At 57.6% G+C, this 17,133-nt stretch carries 17 protein-coding genes, 1 tRNA gene and 2 pseudogenes; 6 read left to right on the top strand and 14 right to left on the bottom strand.

What is annotated here, in order from left to right; translation table 11 throughout:
- Positions 1–287, top strand: a pseudogene (locus tag RYC17_RS14010) (hypothetical protein); the annotation flags it as partial.
- A 5-nt stretch (positions 288–292) separates the two neighbouring features.
- Here RYC17_RS14010 and RYC17_RS14005 read toward each other — a convergent pair.
- The 11 genes from RYC17_RS14005 to RYC17_RS13955 are packed head-to-tail and all read right to left on the bottom strand — an operon-like array spanning position 293 to position 9,097.
- Positions 293–1,657: an STY4528 family pathogenicity island replication protein gene (locus tag RYC17_RS14005; protein WP_162181473.1), complete on the bottom strand. Its 1,365-nt coding sequence runs from the start codon at positions 1,655–1,657 to the stop codon at positions 293–295.
- Between the two features lie 5 nt (positions 1,658–1,662).
- Positions 1,663–2,400 carry a DUF2857 domain-containing protein gene (locus RYC17_RS14000; RefSeq protein ID WP_005783327.1) on the bottom strand — a complete coding sequence of 246 codons (738 nt, stop codon included), beginning with the start codon at positions 2,398–2,400 and terminating at the stop codon, positions 1,663–1,665.
- 36 nt (positions 2,401–2,436) lie between these two features.
- The gene (locus tag RYC17_RS13995) at positions 2,437–4,191 is read right to left on the bottom strand and encodes a ParB family protein (protein WP_316903446.1); all 1,755 of its coding nucleotides are present in this window, start codon (positions 4,189–4,191) and stop codon (positions 2,437–2,439) included.
- A gap of 2 nt (positions 4,192–4,193) precedes the next feature.
- Positions 4,194–4,511: an Arc family DNA-binding protein gene (locus RYC17_RS13990; RefSeq protein WP_187126166.1), complete on the bottom strand. Its 318-nt coding sequence runs from the start codon at positions 4,509–4,511 to the stop codon at positions 4,194–4,196.
- Positions 4,447–4,692, bottom strand: coding sequence for a hypothetical protein (locus tag RYC17_RS13985; protein ID WP_025991958.1), 246 nt, complete (start codon positions 4,690–4,692; stop codon positions 4,447–4,449). Before RYC17_RS13985 ends, RYC17_RS13990 begins: the two co-directional genes overlap by 65 nt.
- Complete coding sequence (locus RYC17_RS13980; protein WP_074809546.1) at positions 4,689–5,096, bottom strand: hypothetical protein; 408 nt, start codon at positions 5,094–5,096, stop codon at positions 4,689–4,691. The genes RYC17_RS13985 and RYC17_RS13980 overlap by 4 nt, the downstream gene beginning before the upstream one ends.
- 1 nt (position 5,097) lies before the next feature.
- Positions 5,098–5,439, bottom strand: coding sequence for a hypothetical protein (locus RYC17_RS13975; protein ID WP_019335176.1), 342 nt, complete (start codon positions 5,437–5,439; stop codon positions 5,098–5,100).
- A complete protein-coding gene (dnaB, locus tag RYC17_RS13970) occupies positions 5,436–6,782 on the bottom strand; it encodes a replicative DNA helicase (protein ID WP_147232460.1) in 1,347 nt (448 codons plus the stop codon). Before dnaB ends, RYC17_RS13975 begins: the two co-directional genes overlap by 4 nt.
- Positions 6,782–7,483: a DUF2786 domain-containing protein gene (locus RYC17_RS13965; RefSeq protein WP_316903429.1), complete on the bottom strand. Its 702-nt coding sequence runs from the start codon at positions 7,481–7,483 to the stop codon at positions 6,782–6,784. Before RYC17_RS13965 ends, dnaB begins: the two co-directional genes overlap by 1 nt.
- Positions 7,480–8,235 carry a hypothetical protein gene (locus RYC17_RS13960; RefSeq protein ID WP_316903427.1) on the bottom strand — a complete coding sequence of 252 codons (756 nt, stop codon included), beginning with the start codon at positions 8,233–8,235 and terminating at the stop codon, positions 7,480–7,482. Before RYC17_RS13960 ends, RYC17_RS13965 begins: the two co-directional genes overlap by 4 nt.
- Position 8,236: 1 nt before the next feature.
- Positions 8,237–9,097 (bottom strand): ParA family protein, encoded by an 861-nt coding sequence (locus RYC17_RS13955; protein ID WP_316903425.1) that lies wholly within the window; start codon positions 9,095–9,097, stop codon positions 8,237–8,239.
- 235 nt (positions 9,098–9,332) lie between these two features.
- Here RYC17_RS13955 and RYC17_RS13950 point away from each other — a divergent pair.
- Positions 9,333–9,409: transfer RNA gene (locus RYC17_RS13950), tRNA-Pro, on the top strand.
- A gap of 243 nt (positions 9,410–9,652) precedes the next feature.
- On the opposite strand, the gene RYC17_RS13945 is transcribed toward RYC17_RS13950, so the two are convergent.
- A complete protein-coding gene (locus RYC17_RS13945) occupies positions 9,653–11,737 on the bottom strand; it encodes a calcium-binding protein (protein WP_316903423.1) in 2,085 nt (694 codons plus the stop codon).
- A 343-nt stretch (positions 11,738–12,080) separates the two neighbouring features.
- Between RYC17_RS13945 and RYC17_RS13940 the strand changes: the two genes are divergently transcribed.
- On the top strand, positions 12,081–12,239 hold the full coding sequence (locus RYC17_RS13940) for a hypothetical protein (protein ID WP_005732296.1): 159 nt from the start codon (positions 12,081–12,083) through the stop codon (positions 12,237–12,239).
- A gap of 83 nt (positions 12,240–12,322) precedes the next feature.
- On the opposite strand, the pseudogene RYC17_RS26940 reads toward RYC17_RS13940, so the two are convergent.
- Together RYC17_RS26940 and RYC17_RS13935 are read right to left on the bottom strand one after the other, a co-directional pair.
- Positions 12,323–12,462: pseudogene (locus RYC17_RS26940) on the bottom strand (conjugal transfer nickase/helicase domain-containing protein); the annotation flags it as partial.
- A gap of 24 nt (positions 12,463–12,486) precedes the next feature.
- Positions 12,487–13,548, bottom strand: a complete 1,062-nt coding sequence (locus RYC17_RS13935) for a LacI family DNA-binding transcriptional regulator (protein ID WP_058400323.1) — start codon at positions 13,546–13,548, stop codon at positions 12,487–12,489.
- 308 nt (positions 13,549–13,856) lie between these two features.
- On the opposite strand from RYC17_RS13935, the gene RYC17_RS13930 reads away from it, so the two are divergent.
- The 3 genes from RYC17_RS13930 to RYC17_RS13920 all read left to right on the top strand — a co-directional run bounded on the left by RYC17_RS13930 (position 13,857) and on the right by RYC17_RS13920 (position 17,126).
- Positions 13,857–14,948: a sugar ABC transporter substrate-binding protein gene (locus RYC17_RS13930; RefSeq protein ID WP_316903421.1), complete on the top strand. Its 1,092-nt coding sequence runs from the start codon at positions 13,857–13,859 to the stop codon at positions 14,946–14,948.
- Between the two features lie 112 nt (positions 14,949–15,060).
- Positions 15,061–15,882, top strand: a complete 822-nt coding sequence (locus RYC17_RS13925; protein ID WP_316903419.1) for an ATP-binding cassette domain-containing protein — start codon at positions 15,061–15,063, stop codon at positions 15,880–15,882.
- Positions 15,879–17,126 carry a sugar ABC transporter permease gene (locus RYC17_RS13920; RefSeq protein ID WP_058400325.1) on the top strand — a complete coding sequence of 416 codons (1,248 nt, stop codon included), beginning with the start codon at positions 15,879–15,881 and terminating at the stop codon, positions 17,124–17,126. Before RYC17_RS13925 ends, RYC17_RS13920 begins: the two co-directional genes overlap by 4 nt.
- Positions 17,127–17,133 lie beyond the last annotated feature (7 nt).

Here is a 17,133-nt window from a genome sequence, read left to right as displayed (position 1 = left end):
TCACCCTGACCGGCGTTCGAAGTGATTCCAGTGGAATCACCTTGGTCGGTGCTCAAAGTGATTCCAGTGGAATCACCGTGATCGGTGCTCAAAGTGATTCCAGTGGAATCACCTTGGTCGGTGCTCGAAGTGATTCCCGGGGAATCACCCTGACCGGCGTTCGAAGTGATTCCAGTGGAATCACCGTGGTCGGTGCTAAAAGTGATTCCCGGGGAATTACCCAGACCGGTGTTCAAGGTGATTCCAGTGGAGTCAAAGTGCTTGCCTTGATGGCAGCATTCAGTTGAGCTGTTCAACCCTGCGATCTCGGGCGGATTAACCGTTTGATGTCCATCATTGAGCTGCGCCCGGCAGCAAGTGAGGACTCGTCACGATCTTGGGGCGAAACTTTTTTCACGAGAGGCGGGAGAGTCGGCTTGGGTTGACCAGGTTCGTTGCCGCGAGGTTTCGGATGAGGGGAGTGCACCTGTGGATTTTGAGATGATGCTTGAGGTGCCTGCCACTGGGCGTTGAATTCGCCACTCAGGGCTTTTTGCATGCAGCTCAACAGATAGCCGAATGGGTTCTTTACGGATCCGCTATTGCAACGATGACGCCATTGATCAAGCAACGGTTCCCGCAGTGACTGCTCAACGCTCTGCAATGCGGTTACTGCCCTGAAACGTTGATCCTCGGTAAACCTTTCAAACCCTGCTGGTAGATCGGCTGAAGCGCCCAGAGCCTCGCGCGGTACAGAGCTTTTACATACAGATGTATTTGTATTCGTATACGTACTATATGAGTTCGGAATCCGAACTGTGCCGTATGACGCTGATTTTAGACTGAGTTCGGATTCCGAACTCGGTCTGTCGAGATTCGCTTGCTCACTAATTTCACTGAGTTCGGATTCCGAACTCAGTGCCGGAGGCTCGCTTTCTTGCTGAGTTCGGATTCCGAACTCAGGCTGGTCTTCTCCGCGATCCCTGGCCTTCGGTGCATCATGCCAACCCTGACTCCGCCATCTACCCTCAATGACATCAAGCCGCGTGGGCAGTACGCCTGTAGATTGATTCGGGTCGGCTGCGAATTCTTTGAATGCCAAATCTGCCACGGTCCTGACAGCTTTATTCGCATGATCGAGGGAATGGCCTACAAGCAACAGGTAATCGCGATCAAGCTCCATGGCCTCAACACAACCAACCGGTTCGTCATGCAGGATGTAGACGTTTCCCTGCACTCGACCACTCAGTGAGTCTCTCACTCTCCGCCCGAGACTAAGCCAGCGCGTCAAGCGAAGCACCGTCAGAGCCTTCGCTACAGTCTCTCTGGATGCAAACTTTCCTGGTACTGAGCCCAGGTAGGGACGCAGTTGTTCATAAGTTGGAAAGGCAGTGATGCCATCTGCGTTGATAAGCAGTCTGAAAACTTGCCAAGCGTTGCGCTCAAGCGGTGACAGCCGATCATCAAGCAGGAGACTTCGCGGCACTGTCTCATGTGGATTCCCACTGAAAACGATACCGTCGAATGTCTCATCAGCCTCTGAGCCAGCAACCGACTTCTTATTATCTGAGCCAGTGCTCTGCTGTTGAGCCAGCTTTAATTGCTGGAGCAGCAGATGATTTTGTAGAGCCCCGGCAGCGGCATTAATGGCTCCCCCCAGAGAAGGGCGCCGGTTCATCCTTATCACATCCGGTCGCCTTCTACCTTGCCAACGGACTTGTTCGCCTGGCTTTGACCTGGCCGGCTCCGATTAGCGTTTGCTGTCGACTGTTGACGAGACTCCCCCAGCATTACGAGGCTTGCCGATTTACGCTTCTTGCCATTGGGGTATAGGTCCTGAGCCAGCCATCCTTGAATCTTGTTCCAGACGAGGCCCAGAGTGATCTGGTCCGTAGGCAGGCTGTGGGGCTCTTCAGGAGGAACGTTTATTTCCTCTGTCAGCATCATCGCGATATCAAGTAATGCGACACCATCCGTATGATCCACGCTGTACTCTTCCATCAGCTGCACAAACCTATGCCAAAGAGGTGCGTCATCGGGAATGTCTCTGAACCGCCCTGGGCGTCCAGGAACACCTACCAGTACCCGTTGCAAAGACACTTCTTGAGGGGACATGCCGAAGAATTCCTGCAGCATTGGAGTAGTCGCCCCTAAGCGAAGCGCGCGCTGCACTATTCGGTTTTCCTGATCGGTGCGCTCCTTGTTCGCTAGCAGACGCTTCACCATGTCCGGATCAACTGCCACTCGGCACCATATAACTGCAGAGTTAAGCAACACACTTTGTGATGAGGGTTGCTGGAGCAGTGCCAGAATTTCTGGGTCCAGTCCCATATCAAGGCAGCGCCTCACCTCACCGTTGCGCAAGTGATGCAGAATTTGCGCGACCATGGCTTCGTTGAGGGGGTTATGTTTTTTCGACATGACCAAACTCCTGTCTCACAACGTCGGAAAAAAACCTCATGGGGTCTGAACCACGCTGACGCTCCCCATTTCCAGCTCCACCAGCCGTCGGCCAAGGCGAATGAGTCGGAAAAGCTTCACGAGGCAGGTATCGTCCAAGCGTCCCTCGAGAATTGCTTCACGGTCTTCGTATCTCGGGCTACCTAACAGCAACTGGGCCAGCGCGGCGGTGAACTGAAACTCGGACACATCCAGGGGTTGCTCGGGGGACTCTTTGATCAAGGCAATTGCGTATATCCCACTAATCGACTGGAGAAGGGTCAGTACGTTATTGGCCAGATCGCTGAGGTCTACATCTTCAGGAGGGTCTTGGCAGAGGAAGCCCAAACCACCTGGGACATCAATCACGCTGTCTGGATTTATGCCTGACAGGTGGGCGATTTCCCGGGCCAGCTGAGCGATTACCGGCCGCAATTCATCCGGCTGATCGAGGATACGTTCGATGTACCAGACGTCAGAGATAGGATGTAACCCACCCGCTTGGACGGGTATCGAAATCAGCGCATTTGTCTTGAAGTCGGGCAGATTTTCCCCATCGAGGGCTGCCAACTGCCGCTTTACATCCTCCACGCGTTCTGTGGTCGAGATCGGGCTAACTATGTGGCCGGCAAGCCTTGCCGCGCGCTCTTCCTCGGAGAGTTCAGGAGCATGAGGCGGCGGCTTGTCTGCTTCGTTTTTTGAGGACTTCGGTGATACGTCCTGTTTGCCCTTGTTTTTGCCAGACTCAGGTGGGGGGGCCTGAATGCCTGGTTCCTGTTGCTGATCGCTACCCGGATCGTCACCCTCGGGCGGAAGACCGTCAGGTCGAGGCTGTTGAGCTGGCGTCAAACTCACTGGTGTATCGATCACAGATGAACGCCGTGCTTGGTTCTGATTTTCACTCAGTGTGAGCAGGAGCTGCTCATAAGACAGCCCCGTTCCCGACTGCATGTGACTGATCAGCTCATCCTGAACCCGCTCGTATACGAACTCGCTCGCATCCCCATCGAACAGCGAAAGTACGTCCTGGAACAAACCTTCGAAGTCAGGGATGTGTTCTTTCCCCTCTGTATGCGTGAGCCAGGTCTGGCCAGCAGCCTTGCGTAGCGAAAGGAGACGCTCGATCTGAGGTTTTCCTAATCCGGAATAAAGCGCACTGGGTATGACAGGGAGAAGGCAGCGAACCGTATCCTGCATCTTGCTGATATGTGACTGGGAAACCGGATAGCCATCGGCACTTAGCCTTCGAACCAGCTCCCTTTGAGATATGGACTCACCGGCTTCTGTCTCATAAATGGCACGAGCATTTTCAATGCCCACCGCCCTTTCGATGAACATCAGAGAACCGCGAAGATCGTTTTCCGAAAGGTGACCTGTGAGGGCGATAATCTCCCCACGTGCTGAGTCCCAAGGCCGAAACAGAACATTGTGTCTATAGAAGCGGTCTTCGCCGGTTTCGCTGTATAGCTCTCGGAGAATCTGCAGACGTGTATTGCCGCCGTTGTTGATGGTGAATTTTTGTTCGCCAGGTCGACGCGTGACTGAGGGGCGGTGATCCAGGCCGCGCTGCCTGATGGAATCTTTGATCTCTTTGTACTTCGCATTGGTCACGGTACGCGGGTTTTGCTCGAAAGCTTTCATCTCGTCCAGGGTGAGAACCATGGGCGTATCTACAATCGGGTCTGGCAGCTGATCAACTGTGGGGCCAGAACGACTGAATGAGCCTTGTAACAACTTGCCCGAGATTTGATCTGCAGTGAGTTTGCTAGCCATGATTATTGGCCCACCTCAGGAAGTTGGACGACGTTGCCGGTCGAGGTTTCGGCTTTCAGCAGCACATCGATCACAGCTTTGAGCCTTGCGATCTCCTGGTCTTGACGAAGAGTCGCGTCAAGCCTGCTGATGATTTCTGAGTTCATGGAGCGATGGTTCGCTTTTGCAGCCCCTCGAACACGACCGCGCATTCCTATAGGTAGGCGGATGACGAATTTCTCGTCTTTGTCGTCCTCACGAATATTCACGGCTTCGTTACTCAACATGGCGATCTCCAATCTGGCTTGGGTTTTGTGCGCGGCGCAGTTGAGCGCGAGCATTGAGGCCGGCCCTGTGGTCGCTGGGTGTGAATGAAGTGAAAATGGGAGAACACCCACCTTTGGTGAACTTGATGTGGCCACCATGAGTGCGATGCACTGCCCATCCCTGTGAGATGGCGAAGTCAGCCAAGTCCTGCAGGGACTTTTTCCTGCCTCGAAGAGAGGTAGATGTATTGCTCATGACCGCGCCCTCGCTTTTGTAAAAGCAGCAGAGCGGAAGGGGATCTGATAGCGACGAGCTATGGCTTCACAACGCTTCCGCGTTTGATTGAGCGTCGAAGCGGCGGACGCCAGTGATGCCCCTGCTGTGCAGTGGGCTTTCAGCAGTCGCGCCAGCTCTGTGTCGGTCAGATCGTTTGTTTTTTTCCGCCCATGAGCGCTGGTATCCGCCTTCAACTGTGCGGTTTTTTCAGAGTTGATGATGAATGAGCTGTCATTCGAGCGCTGGCTTGCTTCAACCTGGTTGATAGCGCCCCCACGACTTAAGTAATCAGCCATCGCCTTCTCGATATCGCTCCGGAGGCGCTCTTTTTCCCGGTCCGACTGGACAGGTAAATCTTCTTCAGTGGTGTGATATAGCTGCATGTCACTGGCCTCCCGATCCGCCGAGCTTGTCACCCGACTGGATCTCTAGGATTTCAACCTCGTGGTCGACAAAGGTGTCAGTGAGTTTTGTCATGAAGGCTTTTCTGGAAGTACCTGGGCTCATGCGGAACACGACGGTGTACTCCTTGCTGTCTGGTGCCTTACTGGAGGCCACAACGCTCCACTGTGGGTGCACCAGCTCCAGTTCGACGACTTCACCGCTGTGGCACGAAGGGCACTCGGGCGCACGATTTCCTGCTGGCATGACCGCAGTGAAAGGGTGGTGGTGGCCGCAAGTGCGGCACTCATGAGTTATGCAAAGAGGTTTATTGCGCGCGCTCATGATCGAGCTCCTTGCCATGCGGCGGCTGAGAGGTTTTCGAAACGAGTGTGTTGGGCGATGAAGGCCGTTCGGACTGTGCCGAGTGGCCCATTCCGATGCTTACCAAGAATCAGCTCGGCGATGCCTTTGTGGTCGGTGTCAGCGTTATAAACCTCGTCCCGATACACGAAGAGAATCAGATCCGCGTCCTGCTCAAGCGCGCCCGAGTCACGAAGGTCAGCATTGATGGGGCGCTTATTAGGGCGTCTCTCAAGCTCTCGATTTAGTTGGGAAAGCGCGACAACTGGGCAGTCGAACTCCTTGGCGAGCGCTTTAAGCGAGCGTGATATTTCGCTGATTTCGTTGGCCCGATTTTCTTTACCTGGACATTTCATCAATTGCAGATAATCGATCAATATCAGAGATGGCTCTCCGAAGCGCCGTGCACCCCTGCGTGCCCGTGCACGGATTGATGAAGGCGTCAGGTCAGCTTGGTCATCAATTACAAGGCGATTCCCATATGAGTTGATCTTTGCCACTGCCATAGAGAGCTTTGGCCAGTCCTCATCGTCGAGCTGGCCACGTATCAATTTCTCCAGGTTCAGATGCCCCAGGATTGAGATGAGCCTGAACATGATCGCCTCGGCGGGCATCTCGATGCTGTAGATCTGAACGGTGGACTCCGGTTTTTTTTGAAGCGCCGGGTCAACGAAGTTGAGCGCTAAGCTGGTTTTGCCCATGGATGGCCTAGCAGCGAGGATTATCAGATCCGCTGGCCGCAGCCCGCCGGTCAGCTCATCAAGATCGTCAATTCCTGTAGGGACACCTACAACGGACTCTCCGGCGTTGAAGCGATGATCGATCTTGTCGACCACTTGCATCAGCATCTGGTTGACATCCACAAAGTCGGAAGTCTGGCGTCCTTGTCCCAAGGCAAACAGCTGCTGCTCGAGGACGTCCTGGACTACAGTCGCGTCCGCCTGTGGATCCGAAGCCTCGCGTGTGCATCCATACCCGTGTGCAATAAGCCGACGTAGATGAGCTCGGTTACTCACTGTTTCTGCATAAGCCTTGATGTTGGCCACAGACGGAGTGTTTTTGGCGAGTTCACTTAGGTAAGCCAAGCCCCCAGCAGCATCTATAGCCGGAATGGAGTCGGAAACCGTGACCACGTCAAATGGCCTGTTCGATTCAGCCAGCCCTGCAATGCTCTGGAATATCAGACGGTGCTCGGCCCGGTAGAAATCATCAGCTTTGATACGGTCTGCGATCAGGTCCCAAGACTCGTTATCAAGCATCAGTCCGCCAAGCACAGCTTGTTCGGCTTCCACGGAGTGGGGAGGTGACATATGAGAAATGTCCATCAAGCCCTCCCGATTCTTGCCGGGGACTGGGAGTGCTGATCGACGCCTCTGTGCAACGCTGCTCTAGAACCTTGCGTCCAGCCCTGATGTTGAGATTTCAGGTCGTGGCCCTTAACAGAGGTAGGCTCAAGCTCTTTTTCGACTACGGTGGGGTGGTGCAGGCTTAGGTAAGCGGTTATCGCTTGCTGAGCTTCAGCATTTTGTCGACCGGCGAATTTGTAAACGTTGGTGGCCACCGCATTGATCCATGCTTCGGCAAAAATCCGTCCACGTCGTCTTTTGGTGGTTGGATTGCAGCGTTTGAGCTGCGAAACGTGCTGACGACGCGCCGAAACAAGCTGCAGATGAAGCGCAGAATAGGCATAGCACGCCAGATCGGGCGATACACCTAACCCGACGAACTTGAAATGCCAGTCTCCAGGCCGTGAGGGGAAAGCAAAACAATCGCAGTCGAAAGCGCTCGCGCAAGTGCCTGCCAGGCTGTGCAGCCAACTCGCTGGCGCTCGCTTTGTGCCGGCAGATACTGACGCCTCACGTGCGAGGTGGGCGTCCACCTCAAGCTCTTCGAGCTGGTACTGCTCCATAAGCTTGCGGCCTTGCCGCAGGGCTGTCTCAGCCTCATTAGGAGAGGCACCCGCAGAACGTGCCAGTGCGAAGCATTTGATGACTTTGTCGATTATCCGTTGGCGGTCAATGCTCATGGCCGTACCTCCGGTACTGCCTCAACTGCCAGAGCCTCTTTCCAGAGTCTGAGGGTTTCATGTTCTTCAGTTGTGAGCGCGGCTTTAGCATTCGCATCACGGACTTTTGACTGCATAGCGGCTAGCCGATCCTCGACCTCAGATCCATCGTCGTAGGAGATTTCATTAATCAGTGCCTTAACGAGCTGCATACGATGCGAGCAGAGACGACTGACTCGGTACGCGGTCAGGTTTGTCCAGCCGATCAGTTTGCTGAACGGTGTCAGTAGAGTGCTTCGGATCTCGCTATTGAGCTCGACTGAGGTGTAGAAACCGTCGTATACGCCAATACGGTTGAATAACAGCACTGTTTTGAGGAGCTCAAGTTTCTGGTCCAGGCTCTCAATGGGCATAGGATATGTAGCAGCAATCAGTTGTTTCGCTCTTGCGTTCCGCGCGTCCTGCCGACGTTTGGCCGCTTTCTCGTCGCGGACACGTTTTTCCTTGGCATGCTCGACATGAGAGTTGACTGATTCAAGGAGCTGCGCGGCCTGAGTGAGCAGTTCACGCTGTTCTACGCTCAAGTAATCACCCAGTCGGCTAACCAAGCCGCGGCCCATCTGATGGCCGGAGCTTAAATTGCGGAGCTCACGTGACGTGTTCGTAAGCTTGGTCTGAGCGGCGCGCAGCTGTGATGAGTTGTAATGCTCGTTCATCTTGCGCATCAATTCCGGAGTAATCCCGGATGCGTCGGTGAGATGTGGCGTCCCCATTTCAGCGATCCTCTTTGACGATTTTCGCTACAACCGACTCCGTCATGGCTTCAAAGAGGTCATTCCATTGTGGGAAAACCTCTGTCGCCAGTTCACGGATGATCTGAAGCGCACTCGGGGCTCGACGGTTGGACGGTTGTTTGTATTCGATCCGGTGCGCAGACATACCCGACGTCGATGCCTGCCGGAAAACTACTGAAGCAGGGACGGTGCTTTGAAGTACCTCGATCTCTTTGCTATCAGCGAAGGTCACTCTGATTGCGTCATGGATCTGGCGAGCGTCAACGGTCTGGTCGAGGCAGTTGACTACAACCTTGATTTGAGGGACGTGCAGGCCAAGCCTCGAGTAAGGACGCAGTCCGTCAAGCATTTGCAACGTCCCACGGTTAAACTCGCGGGCGCTGAGCATGTTCGGTGGCAACGGGGATACAGCAAGATCTGACGCTAAAACCACCATCTCCAACATGACGCTTCGTGCGCCCTGGGTGTCAATGAGAATCAGGTCGAAATGACCCTCGAAAGCTTTCAGCAGAGAAGCCAATCGCAAACGACCATCCGCAGCCTGAAGCAGGAGGCTAATCAACTGGTTGTTGGGGTCGTTCGACAAGATCAAAGACAGGTTCGGGATGCTTGTCTTCGATATGATTCGCTCTGGATCAGTCAGGTTATGTGCGATGAGGTCGAATATGCCGCCGCTGACTTCCTGTGCCATTGGGTAGTAGGAGGAAAGTGAAGGCTGTACAGGGTCCATGTCGATGAGGAGGACCCTCAAGCCGGCGTCGGCGCAGAAGCCGCCGATGTTGGCAGCCAAAGTGGTTTTACCGACACCACCTTTGGTGGACAAAAGCGAGGTTATGTACATGATTTAAAGCCTCTAATGGGGACATTAGAGACTGCGGTTTGGGATACTCAACGATCTCAAGCGGGGTCCTGCCTCAGCGTTCCGACCAATTGGCTTTTAACCAATTGGTCGTAGGTTCGAATCCCACACGACCCACCATTTTTGGTCAGTTTGTATCTGGCTAGATCTTAGGGAGTGATGCCACAAGCGTCACCCAAATAGAAAACGCCTCCTCGGAGGTGTTTTTTAGCATCATCGGGGTATAGCGCAGTCCGGTAGCGCGCCTGCTTTGGGAGCAGGATGTCAGGAGTTCGAATCCCCTTACCCCGACCATTTTCGCCCAGCTGTATCAGGGTTGAAGATCAGAGCTCAAAAACAGTTGTTTTGAGCTCAACAGAAAAGGCGTCCTTCGGGACGCCTTTTTTGTTTGGGGTTCATAGCTACAACACCCGTCAAGCGATCAGTACTTCGTACGCATGACCCCACCTGTAAGGCTGTTTATACGCTGTCTGGCTACGCACAAACGCCTCAAGGAGAACTCCTGCTTCCCACGATCCTGCAGGAGTTATCCCTGGTTTACACCATTTCTGTTGATGGGGTGGCCGCGCTAGCCACACCCACCAGCGACACTTCCGCGGTTGGCGCAAAAATCATATCGTTGGTGCGCAGATCCTGGGTCCAGTCGCCGGTGAGGGCAATCTCAAACCGATGGCCCTGAGCGTCAGGTTCCACATCCTTGAGGTAGGTGCGGTCCAGATCCGTGTTATAGGCCATCTTCAGCGTAGTGCCGGTACCGTCACCGAATCCTGTGTAACCCAGCGCCGACACATCGATCTTGTCGTTGTTGTCTGCGAACCGGACAATCAGGTCCACGAAGCTCTGGCTGTCCGTGCGGTAGCTGTCAGTGGCTGCCGTGTAGCGGAATACGTCAGCGTCATTGATGCCATTACGGCCATAGACCGAAAGGTTCGGGTCGTCGCCGCCGATCAGCAGGTCGGCGCCTGCGCCTCCGATGATCACATCCGAGCCTCTGCCGCCGTCGATACGGTCATTGCCGGCCAGGCCATAAATGACTTCCGACATTGCGCTCCCCGTGATTACGTCCTTGCCAGCCGTTCCTTCGACGACGGGGGCTGTGAACACCAGGTTGGTGCTGTTCAACTGCCCCGTCAGGTTGCCTTCAAACGCCAGTTCGTAGCGCTGTCCGTTGGCGTCGGCATCGAAGCTTTTCAGGTATGTGCGAGTGCCCTCGGCGTTGGCCTGGATGGCCAGCGTGCCATTGTGGCCATCGCCAATGCCGGTAAAGCCCAACGCAATCAGATCGACACGGTCCTGAGCGGCGTCGAAGTCCAGAATCCGGTCGCTGCCTGTTTCGGTAGCGGTACGATAGCTGTCGCTGATCTGGGTGAAGCGGAAAATATCTGCGCCCGTCCCGCCTGCCAGCACGTCACGGCCACCCCCGCCTTGCAGCACATCGTCTCCGCCCAGGCCGCGGATAATCTCGGCCGTGTCGTTGCCAATCAGGTGATTGGCCTGGCTGGATCCGTCCACGTGGTATTGGCCGTCCTGGCTGCCGAAGGTGGTGTCCAGGCTGCCATCGGCGTTCAGACGGGTGATTACGTCGCCGGCGATAAGGATTTTGCCATCGGGCTGAACGATTGCTGAGTGGGCATAGTTCGACGCGCCTTGGGGTACCTGGATTGTCAGCTTGCCATCGTCACTAAAGGAGTTGTCGAACGAGCCATCCGCATTCAGCCGCAGTACGTTGAAAGCGTTATTGTCGTTACTCTCGCCGGCCACGATGATCTTGCCATCGGCTTGCACGGTTATCGCAGCGCGGTAATCCAGCCCCAGCGCGGTATCGAAGTACACCACGCCGTCCACGCCAAACGCGGTATCCAGGCTGCCGTCAGCTGCAAGTCGCTGAACGGCATAAACCGGATCGCCCGGGTCGTGAGGGCCGTCGGCGCCCACGTACAGCCAACTGCCGAGCAATACGCTGCCGTCGGGCTGCACAACGGTGGCGATATTACCGGTGCCGTAATACCCGGTCGGGTTGAGGACAAGTGCGCCGTTGACACCGAAATCCTCGACCGGCGCCCCGGTGCTGTCCAGCTTGAACACGATCGCCTGGGACGTGCCGCGAAGGCTGACGTACACCGAGCCATCTGCTGTGGCGTAAATAGCCATTCCATCGGTGCCGAACGGGACATCAAGGCCCGCGGCACCGCCATTGCCGAATGTGGTATCCAGGGTGCCATCCACGTTAAAGCGCTCTACTTTCAAACCGCCAAGCCCTGGCTGCGCCGATAGCACTTTACCGTCGGCCTGTACCGCCATTACGTAGTAAGCATAATCTTCCGGGTCCAGGTTGCCGGGCACGAGGGCAATTCCCTCCTGGCCGAAGCTGTTGTCCAGGCTGCCGTCACTGTTAAGTCGCACCGCCGTGTAGCTGCCGCGCGTGCCATAGCTTTCATCGCCCGGCGAGCCAGGGTAGCCAATGGCAGTCTGGAAGCTTTCACCGCCGACAAGGATTTTGCCGTCAGGCTGAAGGATGATGCTCCAGTTTGAATCGCCACCCGTGGAGGGGTCGACCTGCACTGTCCCCGGGCCTGTTCGCACGGTGTAGTTGATGGTGGCCTTGCTATCGATTGACGCCATGACATTGTCCTTTAGGCATGGAACCCGAACGGATTGGGAAGGGGCTTGCACGGATCCTCTGGATCTGACCTTGGCAGGATGGATAAATGCGAACGTTTTGTGTTCTGCGGGCAGCACACCGTGTCAACTGCACACTTGCGGCAGGGCTCCAATATTGAGCAAGCGGCTAGAAGCGTTGGTTGATCGGGGTCGATCATCAGAGATGAGCGCGAGTGGTTGCGTGCTGCCGGCGAAATGCACTGAACGCCTCCGCCCAGTCTGACTCCAAATCTTGCCCCGGCGCTCAAAGCCAACGCATCACGTCGATGGGTGCTTGAATCCTCTGCCCAATCAAGGAATTCCCATGACCGACCCACGTAACGTCGCCCACGACAAAAAAGTTCAGCAAGAGAAAAAGAACCACGGCGAAGAAATTGCGCCCAACGCTGAACACGCGCCTCAGCCAGGCATGAAGCCAGCACTCAAGCATGACGACGATGACAAGCAAGACGAGCAAGCTTGAGCCAGGTATAAGCCTGACTTGAAGATTGAGCTCAACAGAAAAGGCGTCCCCAGGGACGCTTTTTTTTGTTCAAGGATAAATTTTCAGCCGAGACCGCTTTGAACATAGGGCACCTCGCTGAAGACGTCGGTAGGCTCTATGAGCAGATAGCCCCGCAGTTGTTTGCTTTTTCGCAGTCCTTTGACAGGCATGTCCAGGTATTCAAGCCTGCTTTAGCCAGTCGCGCCTGCAGCTTAAATAGCCCAGCTCAATAGTCTTGGGCGGATGCATCAAGCAAGCTGGGCAGTGCCGTGCGTGGTGGTACAAGTATCGGTGCGACCTTGTACAGCCGAACCTCTGGCTCGGGTTGGTCGATGAGTTCAAAGGCCAGCTCAAGGATGCGTTCGACGTTCTGTCGCATCATGTAGACCGGGAAGGGCAGGAAAGAGGCGAAGGGGTCGTAGTCGAAGCAGCCCACCACCAAGTCCGCGACAGGGTCCGTCGACTGCTGCGGCAGCACGCCGAGCAGGCCCTCCAGGTTGATGGTGGAGTTGATGAACACCCCTCTCGGCAACCGCCCATGGCATTGGACGTGAGCGGTCAGGGCCTGGCGGGTCATGGCTGGCGAATAGCCGGGGGCGCTGAAGACGTCGTCGCTGGTGGCTTCGCCGAAATGCGCTCGCTTGGCGGCCAGAAATCCGCCGATCCGTTCCCGGCTGGCATAGTCGGAGTAGCCGCCGAACAGGCAGAGATCCGTCGATGACAGGTCGCTGATGGGCGCCAGTTCGCTGAGGATTGCCTGCGTCAGCTCGAAGGCACCGGCGTAGTTGTCACTGGTGATCGATGGGGCGAGGGTACCCGGCAGGTCGAGATTGAGATGCCGCACGCCGGCACGCGCGCAGGCGCCGTGGATGCTGTCCGGATCGGTAGCGCCGACGATGAATAGCTCGTCGATGGAGTAGGCCAGCAGCGACTCCACGGTACTAAGCTCCAATTGCGGATCGCGGCAGCCGCTGACGACCAGCGGGCAGAGGCCACGCGCCCGGACGCGTGCCTCGAAGCCTTGCGCCAGTGCGGAAAAGAAACGGTTGTCGTAGAGCGGCAGCATCAGCCCGACCAGGCCGGAACGAGACTGCCGCAGGCCACGGGCCTGCAGGTTGGTGCTGTAACCATGTTCGTCAGCGAGAGACTGGATGAGCTGCGCCGTCGCCTCCTTGATCCGTCGTTTTCGCCAGGAGCCGTTGAGCACCGCGCTGACGGTGGAAGCGGAAGAGCCCGAAAGCTGAGACAGATCGTAGATGGTCGCTTTCTTCTTGCTGCTAGGGGGCATCACAGAGCTTTTCCATTGGTCGCAAAGTCACTTGACAGTGGTAGAAGTCGAGGAGTAAATCTTATTGCACCATCGATTGTGCAATTTACGCAGCATCGTCGATGGGATTGCAATCTGGTCTGCAATGCTGTGCCGCTGGCCATATCCATCTTTCGTCGGATCTCGTGATCGGCGTCGGTCGGGTGTGTGTCGTCAGGTAGGGGAGTATAGCGATCCTGAGCCTCCCGCCGCAGCACACCCCACCCACCGGGCGGGGCCGCAGTCTACGAATAGCCCGGTTCAAAGCCCTATCCAAGGATAACAAGAAAATGGCGCGAATCTTCAAGCTCTCCCGGCTCTCCCGCACCGTGCTGGCATTTGCCGTCGGCACCAGTCTGGCCGCCTCCGGTCTGCAGGCGGCCCCGCCCGCGGCATCGCCGGTGGCTTTCCTCATGCCCGACCAGAGTTCCACCCGTTACGAAGAGCACGACTTGCCAGGCTTCCAGCGACAGATGAAGACGGTCTGTGCCGACTGCCGAGTGATTTACCAGAACGCCAACGGCGACGCCTCCCGTCAGCAGCAGCAGTTCAACGCCGCGCTGTCGCAGGGGGCCAAGGTCATCGTTCTAGATCCGGTGGATTCCAAGGCGGCGGGCTCCCTGGTCCGTCAGGCGCAGGCCCGTGGCGTCAAGGTCATCGCCTACGATCGACCGGTGACCTCGGTGCCGGTCGATTACTACGTGTCCTTTGACAACGAGGCGATTGGCAAGACAATCGCCACCTCGCTGGTACAGCACCTTCAGGCGCAGAAGGTCGATCCGCAGAGCGGTGGCCTGCTTGTGATCGGCGGCTCGCCCACCGATGCCGCTGCGGGGCTGATCAAGAAGGGCATCATGGCCGGGCTTGCCGAAGGCGGCTATCAGATCCTCGCCGATTACGACACGCCCGAGTGGGCACCCGCCAAGGCGCAGCAATGGGCCAGCGGCCAGATCACCCGCTTCGGCAAGCGCATCCTGGGCGTGGTGGCTGCCAACGACGGTACCGCTGGCGGTGCGGTGGCTGCTTTCAAGGCGGCCGGGGTGAGTCCGGTGCCGCCGATCACCGGCAATGATGCCACCGTGGCCGGCCTACAGCTGATCATTGCTGGCGACCAGTACAACACCATCTCCAAGCCCAGCGAGATCGTCGCCAGCGCGGCGGCTGATGTTGCGGGCGAGTTTATCGCTGGCAAGACGCCCAAGCCTGAGACCACGCTATATGACGCGCCGTCGCGGTTGTTCGTGCCGGCTCTGGTCACGGCCGAGAATTTGAAGGCGCAGATTATCGATCAACGTGTGGCCGGCCAACCGATCCAGACCGCTGCCCAGCTGTGCACGGATCGTTATGCCGCGGGTTGTCAGAAACTGGGCATCAAGCCCTGATGACATTGCGCGGGCGGGGCAAGCGCGGTAATTGACGGACAGCCGCCTTGCTCAGCTCGCGCTGACTTCTTACGTCCTGCTGGACATCAACAACAATACAAGGGAGTCAAACATGGCTGATCATCCCGGCCAGACGGTCCCGCGCGAGCCCGTATTGAGCTTGCGTGGTATCTGCAAGAGCTTCGGTGCGATCTCGGTGCTATCCGATATCGACCTGGACCTGTATCCCGGCGAAGTGGTGGCCCTGGTCGGTGACAATGGCGCCGGCAAGTCCACCCTGGTCAAGATCATCTCTGGCGTTCACCAGCCCACCTCCGGTTCGCTTAAGGTGGGCGGGCAGGCGGTGAGCCTTGCCAGTCCCGCCCAGGCCCAGGCGCTGGGTATCGCTACAGTGTTCCAGGACCTGGCGCTGTGCGAGAACCTCGACGTCGTGGCCAACATGTTTCTTGGCCGCGAACTGCACCCGTGGGCCCTGGACGAGACCACCATGGAGGTCCGTACCTGGAAGCTACTGGGCGAACTATCGGCGCGCATTCCCAGCGTGCGGCTACCCATCGCCGCGCTCTCCGGCGGGCAGCGGCAGACGGTGGCCATCGCAAGGTCGTTGCTGCTTGAACCCAAGGTCATCCTGCTCGACGAGCCCACCGCTGCTCTGGGCGTGGCCCAGACCGCCGAGGTACTCAACCTCATCGAACGGGTGCGCGACCGGGGGCTGGCGGTGGTGGTCATCAGCCACAACATGGAAGACGTGCGGGCCGTGGCCGATCGCATCGCCGTGCTGCGTCTTGGGCGCAACAACGGTATTTTCGCCCCGGACGTGAGCAGCCAGGAGCTGATCGGCGCGATCACCGGGGCTGACGACAATTCGGTCTCGCGGCGCGCTCTGCGCCTTCAGGCCGCCACCCTCGAAACCAGTCAGGAGCAGCCGTCATGAGCCAGACCAACGAAACGGCGGCGTTACTCGACCGGAGCGACAGCCGCGTCAACCAGACCGTGGGCCTGGCCGCTAGCCTCAAGGCCACGGCCGAGCGGATTCGCGCCGGAGACCTCGGACCGCTGCCAGTAGTGATCGGCCTGGTGGTGATCTGGACCGCGTTCGGCGTTTTGAATCCGGTGTTTCTCTCCAGCGCCAACCTGTCCAACCTGCTGTTCGACGCCGCTACCGTGGGCATTATTTCTCTTGGAGTTGTGTGCGTACTGATGGTGGGGGAGATCGATCTGTCCGTGGGTTCAATCAGCGGCTTCGCGTCAGCGCTGGTGGGCGTTCTCTGGGTCAATCAGGGTTGGCCGGTGGGCTTGGCGATCCTTGCTGCCCTGGTCGCGGGTGCCCTGATCGGCAGCCTCTATTCGCTGCTGTTCACCCGCCTGGGCATGCCCAGCTTCGTAGCGTCTCTGGCGGGACTGCTGACGGTGCTGGGATTGCAGCTTCAGGTGCTTGGTAACGCCGGCTCCATCAACCTGCCGTACGACTCCTTCCTGGTGAGCTTCGGCCAACTCGACACCCTGCCGCCGCTTCTGGCCTACCTGCTGGCGGGTCTGACCGGCACGTTGCGGTTCGTCAATGGCTACCGGGAACGGGCGCGGCGGCGCCAGGCGCAGCTGTCGTCGCCCTCGCTGGTCGGGCTGGCGCTGCAATCCCTGGCCCTGACGGTCCTGCTTGGTTCTGTCGCCTACTACCTCAACCAGGATCGTGGGGTGCCGTGGATCTTCGCCTTCTTCGTCGCGCTGGTGGTGGCGATGAATTATGCCTTCACCCGGACCCGCTGGGGTCGCAGCCTGATGGCGGTGGGTGGCAATCGCGAAGCTGCGCGCCGCGCCGGTATCAATGTGCGGCGCATCTACACCTCGGCCTTTGTGCTGTGCGCCAGCCTGGCCGCGCTGGGCGGCATCCTCGCCGCGGCGCGGCTGGCCTCGGCCAGTCAGCAGGCGGGGACCGGTGACGTCAACCTCAATGCCATCGCCGCGGCGGTGATTGGCGGCACCAGCCTGTTCGGCGGTCGCGGCAGTGCCTACTCCGCCCTGCTTGGGGTGATCGTTATCCAGTCTATCGCCAGCGGCCTGACCATGCTCGATCTGTCCTCGGCGCTGCGCTACATGATCACCGGTGCCGTTCTGGCGCTCGCGGTCATCATCGACGCCCTGGCGCGCCGTTCGCGGGCTGTCCACGGGCGGGCGTGACGCTGAC

Origin of the sequence: Pseudomonas syringae group sp. J248-6 (assembly GCF_032586995.1) — a bacterium.
Lineage (GTDB): Bacteria > Pseudomonadota > Gammaproteobacteria > Pseudomonadales > Pseudomonadaceae > Aquipseudomonas > Aquipseudomonas amygdali.
Note: the sequence above shows the minus strand (reverse complement) of the source record. Positions and strands in the feature narration are given on the sequence as shown.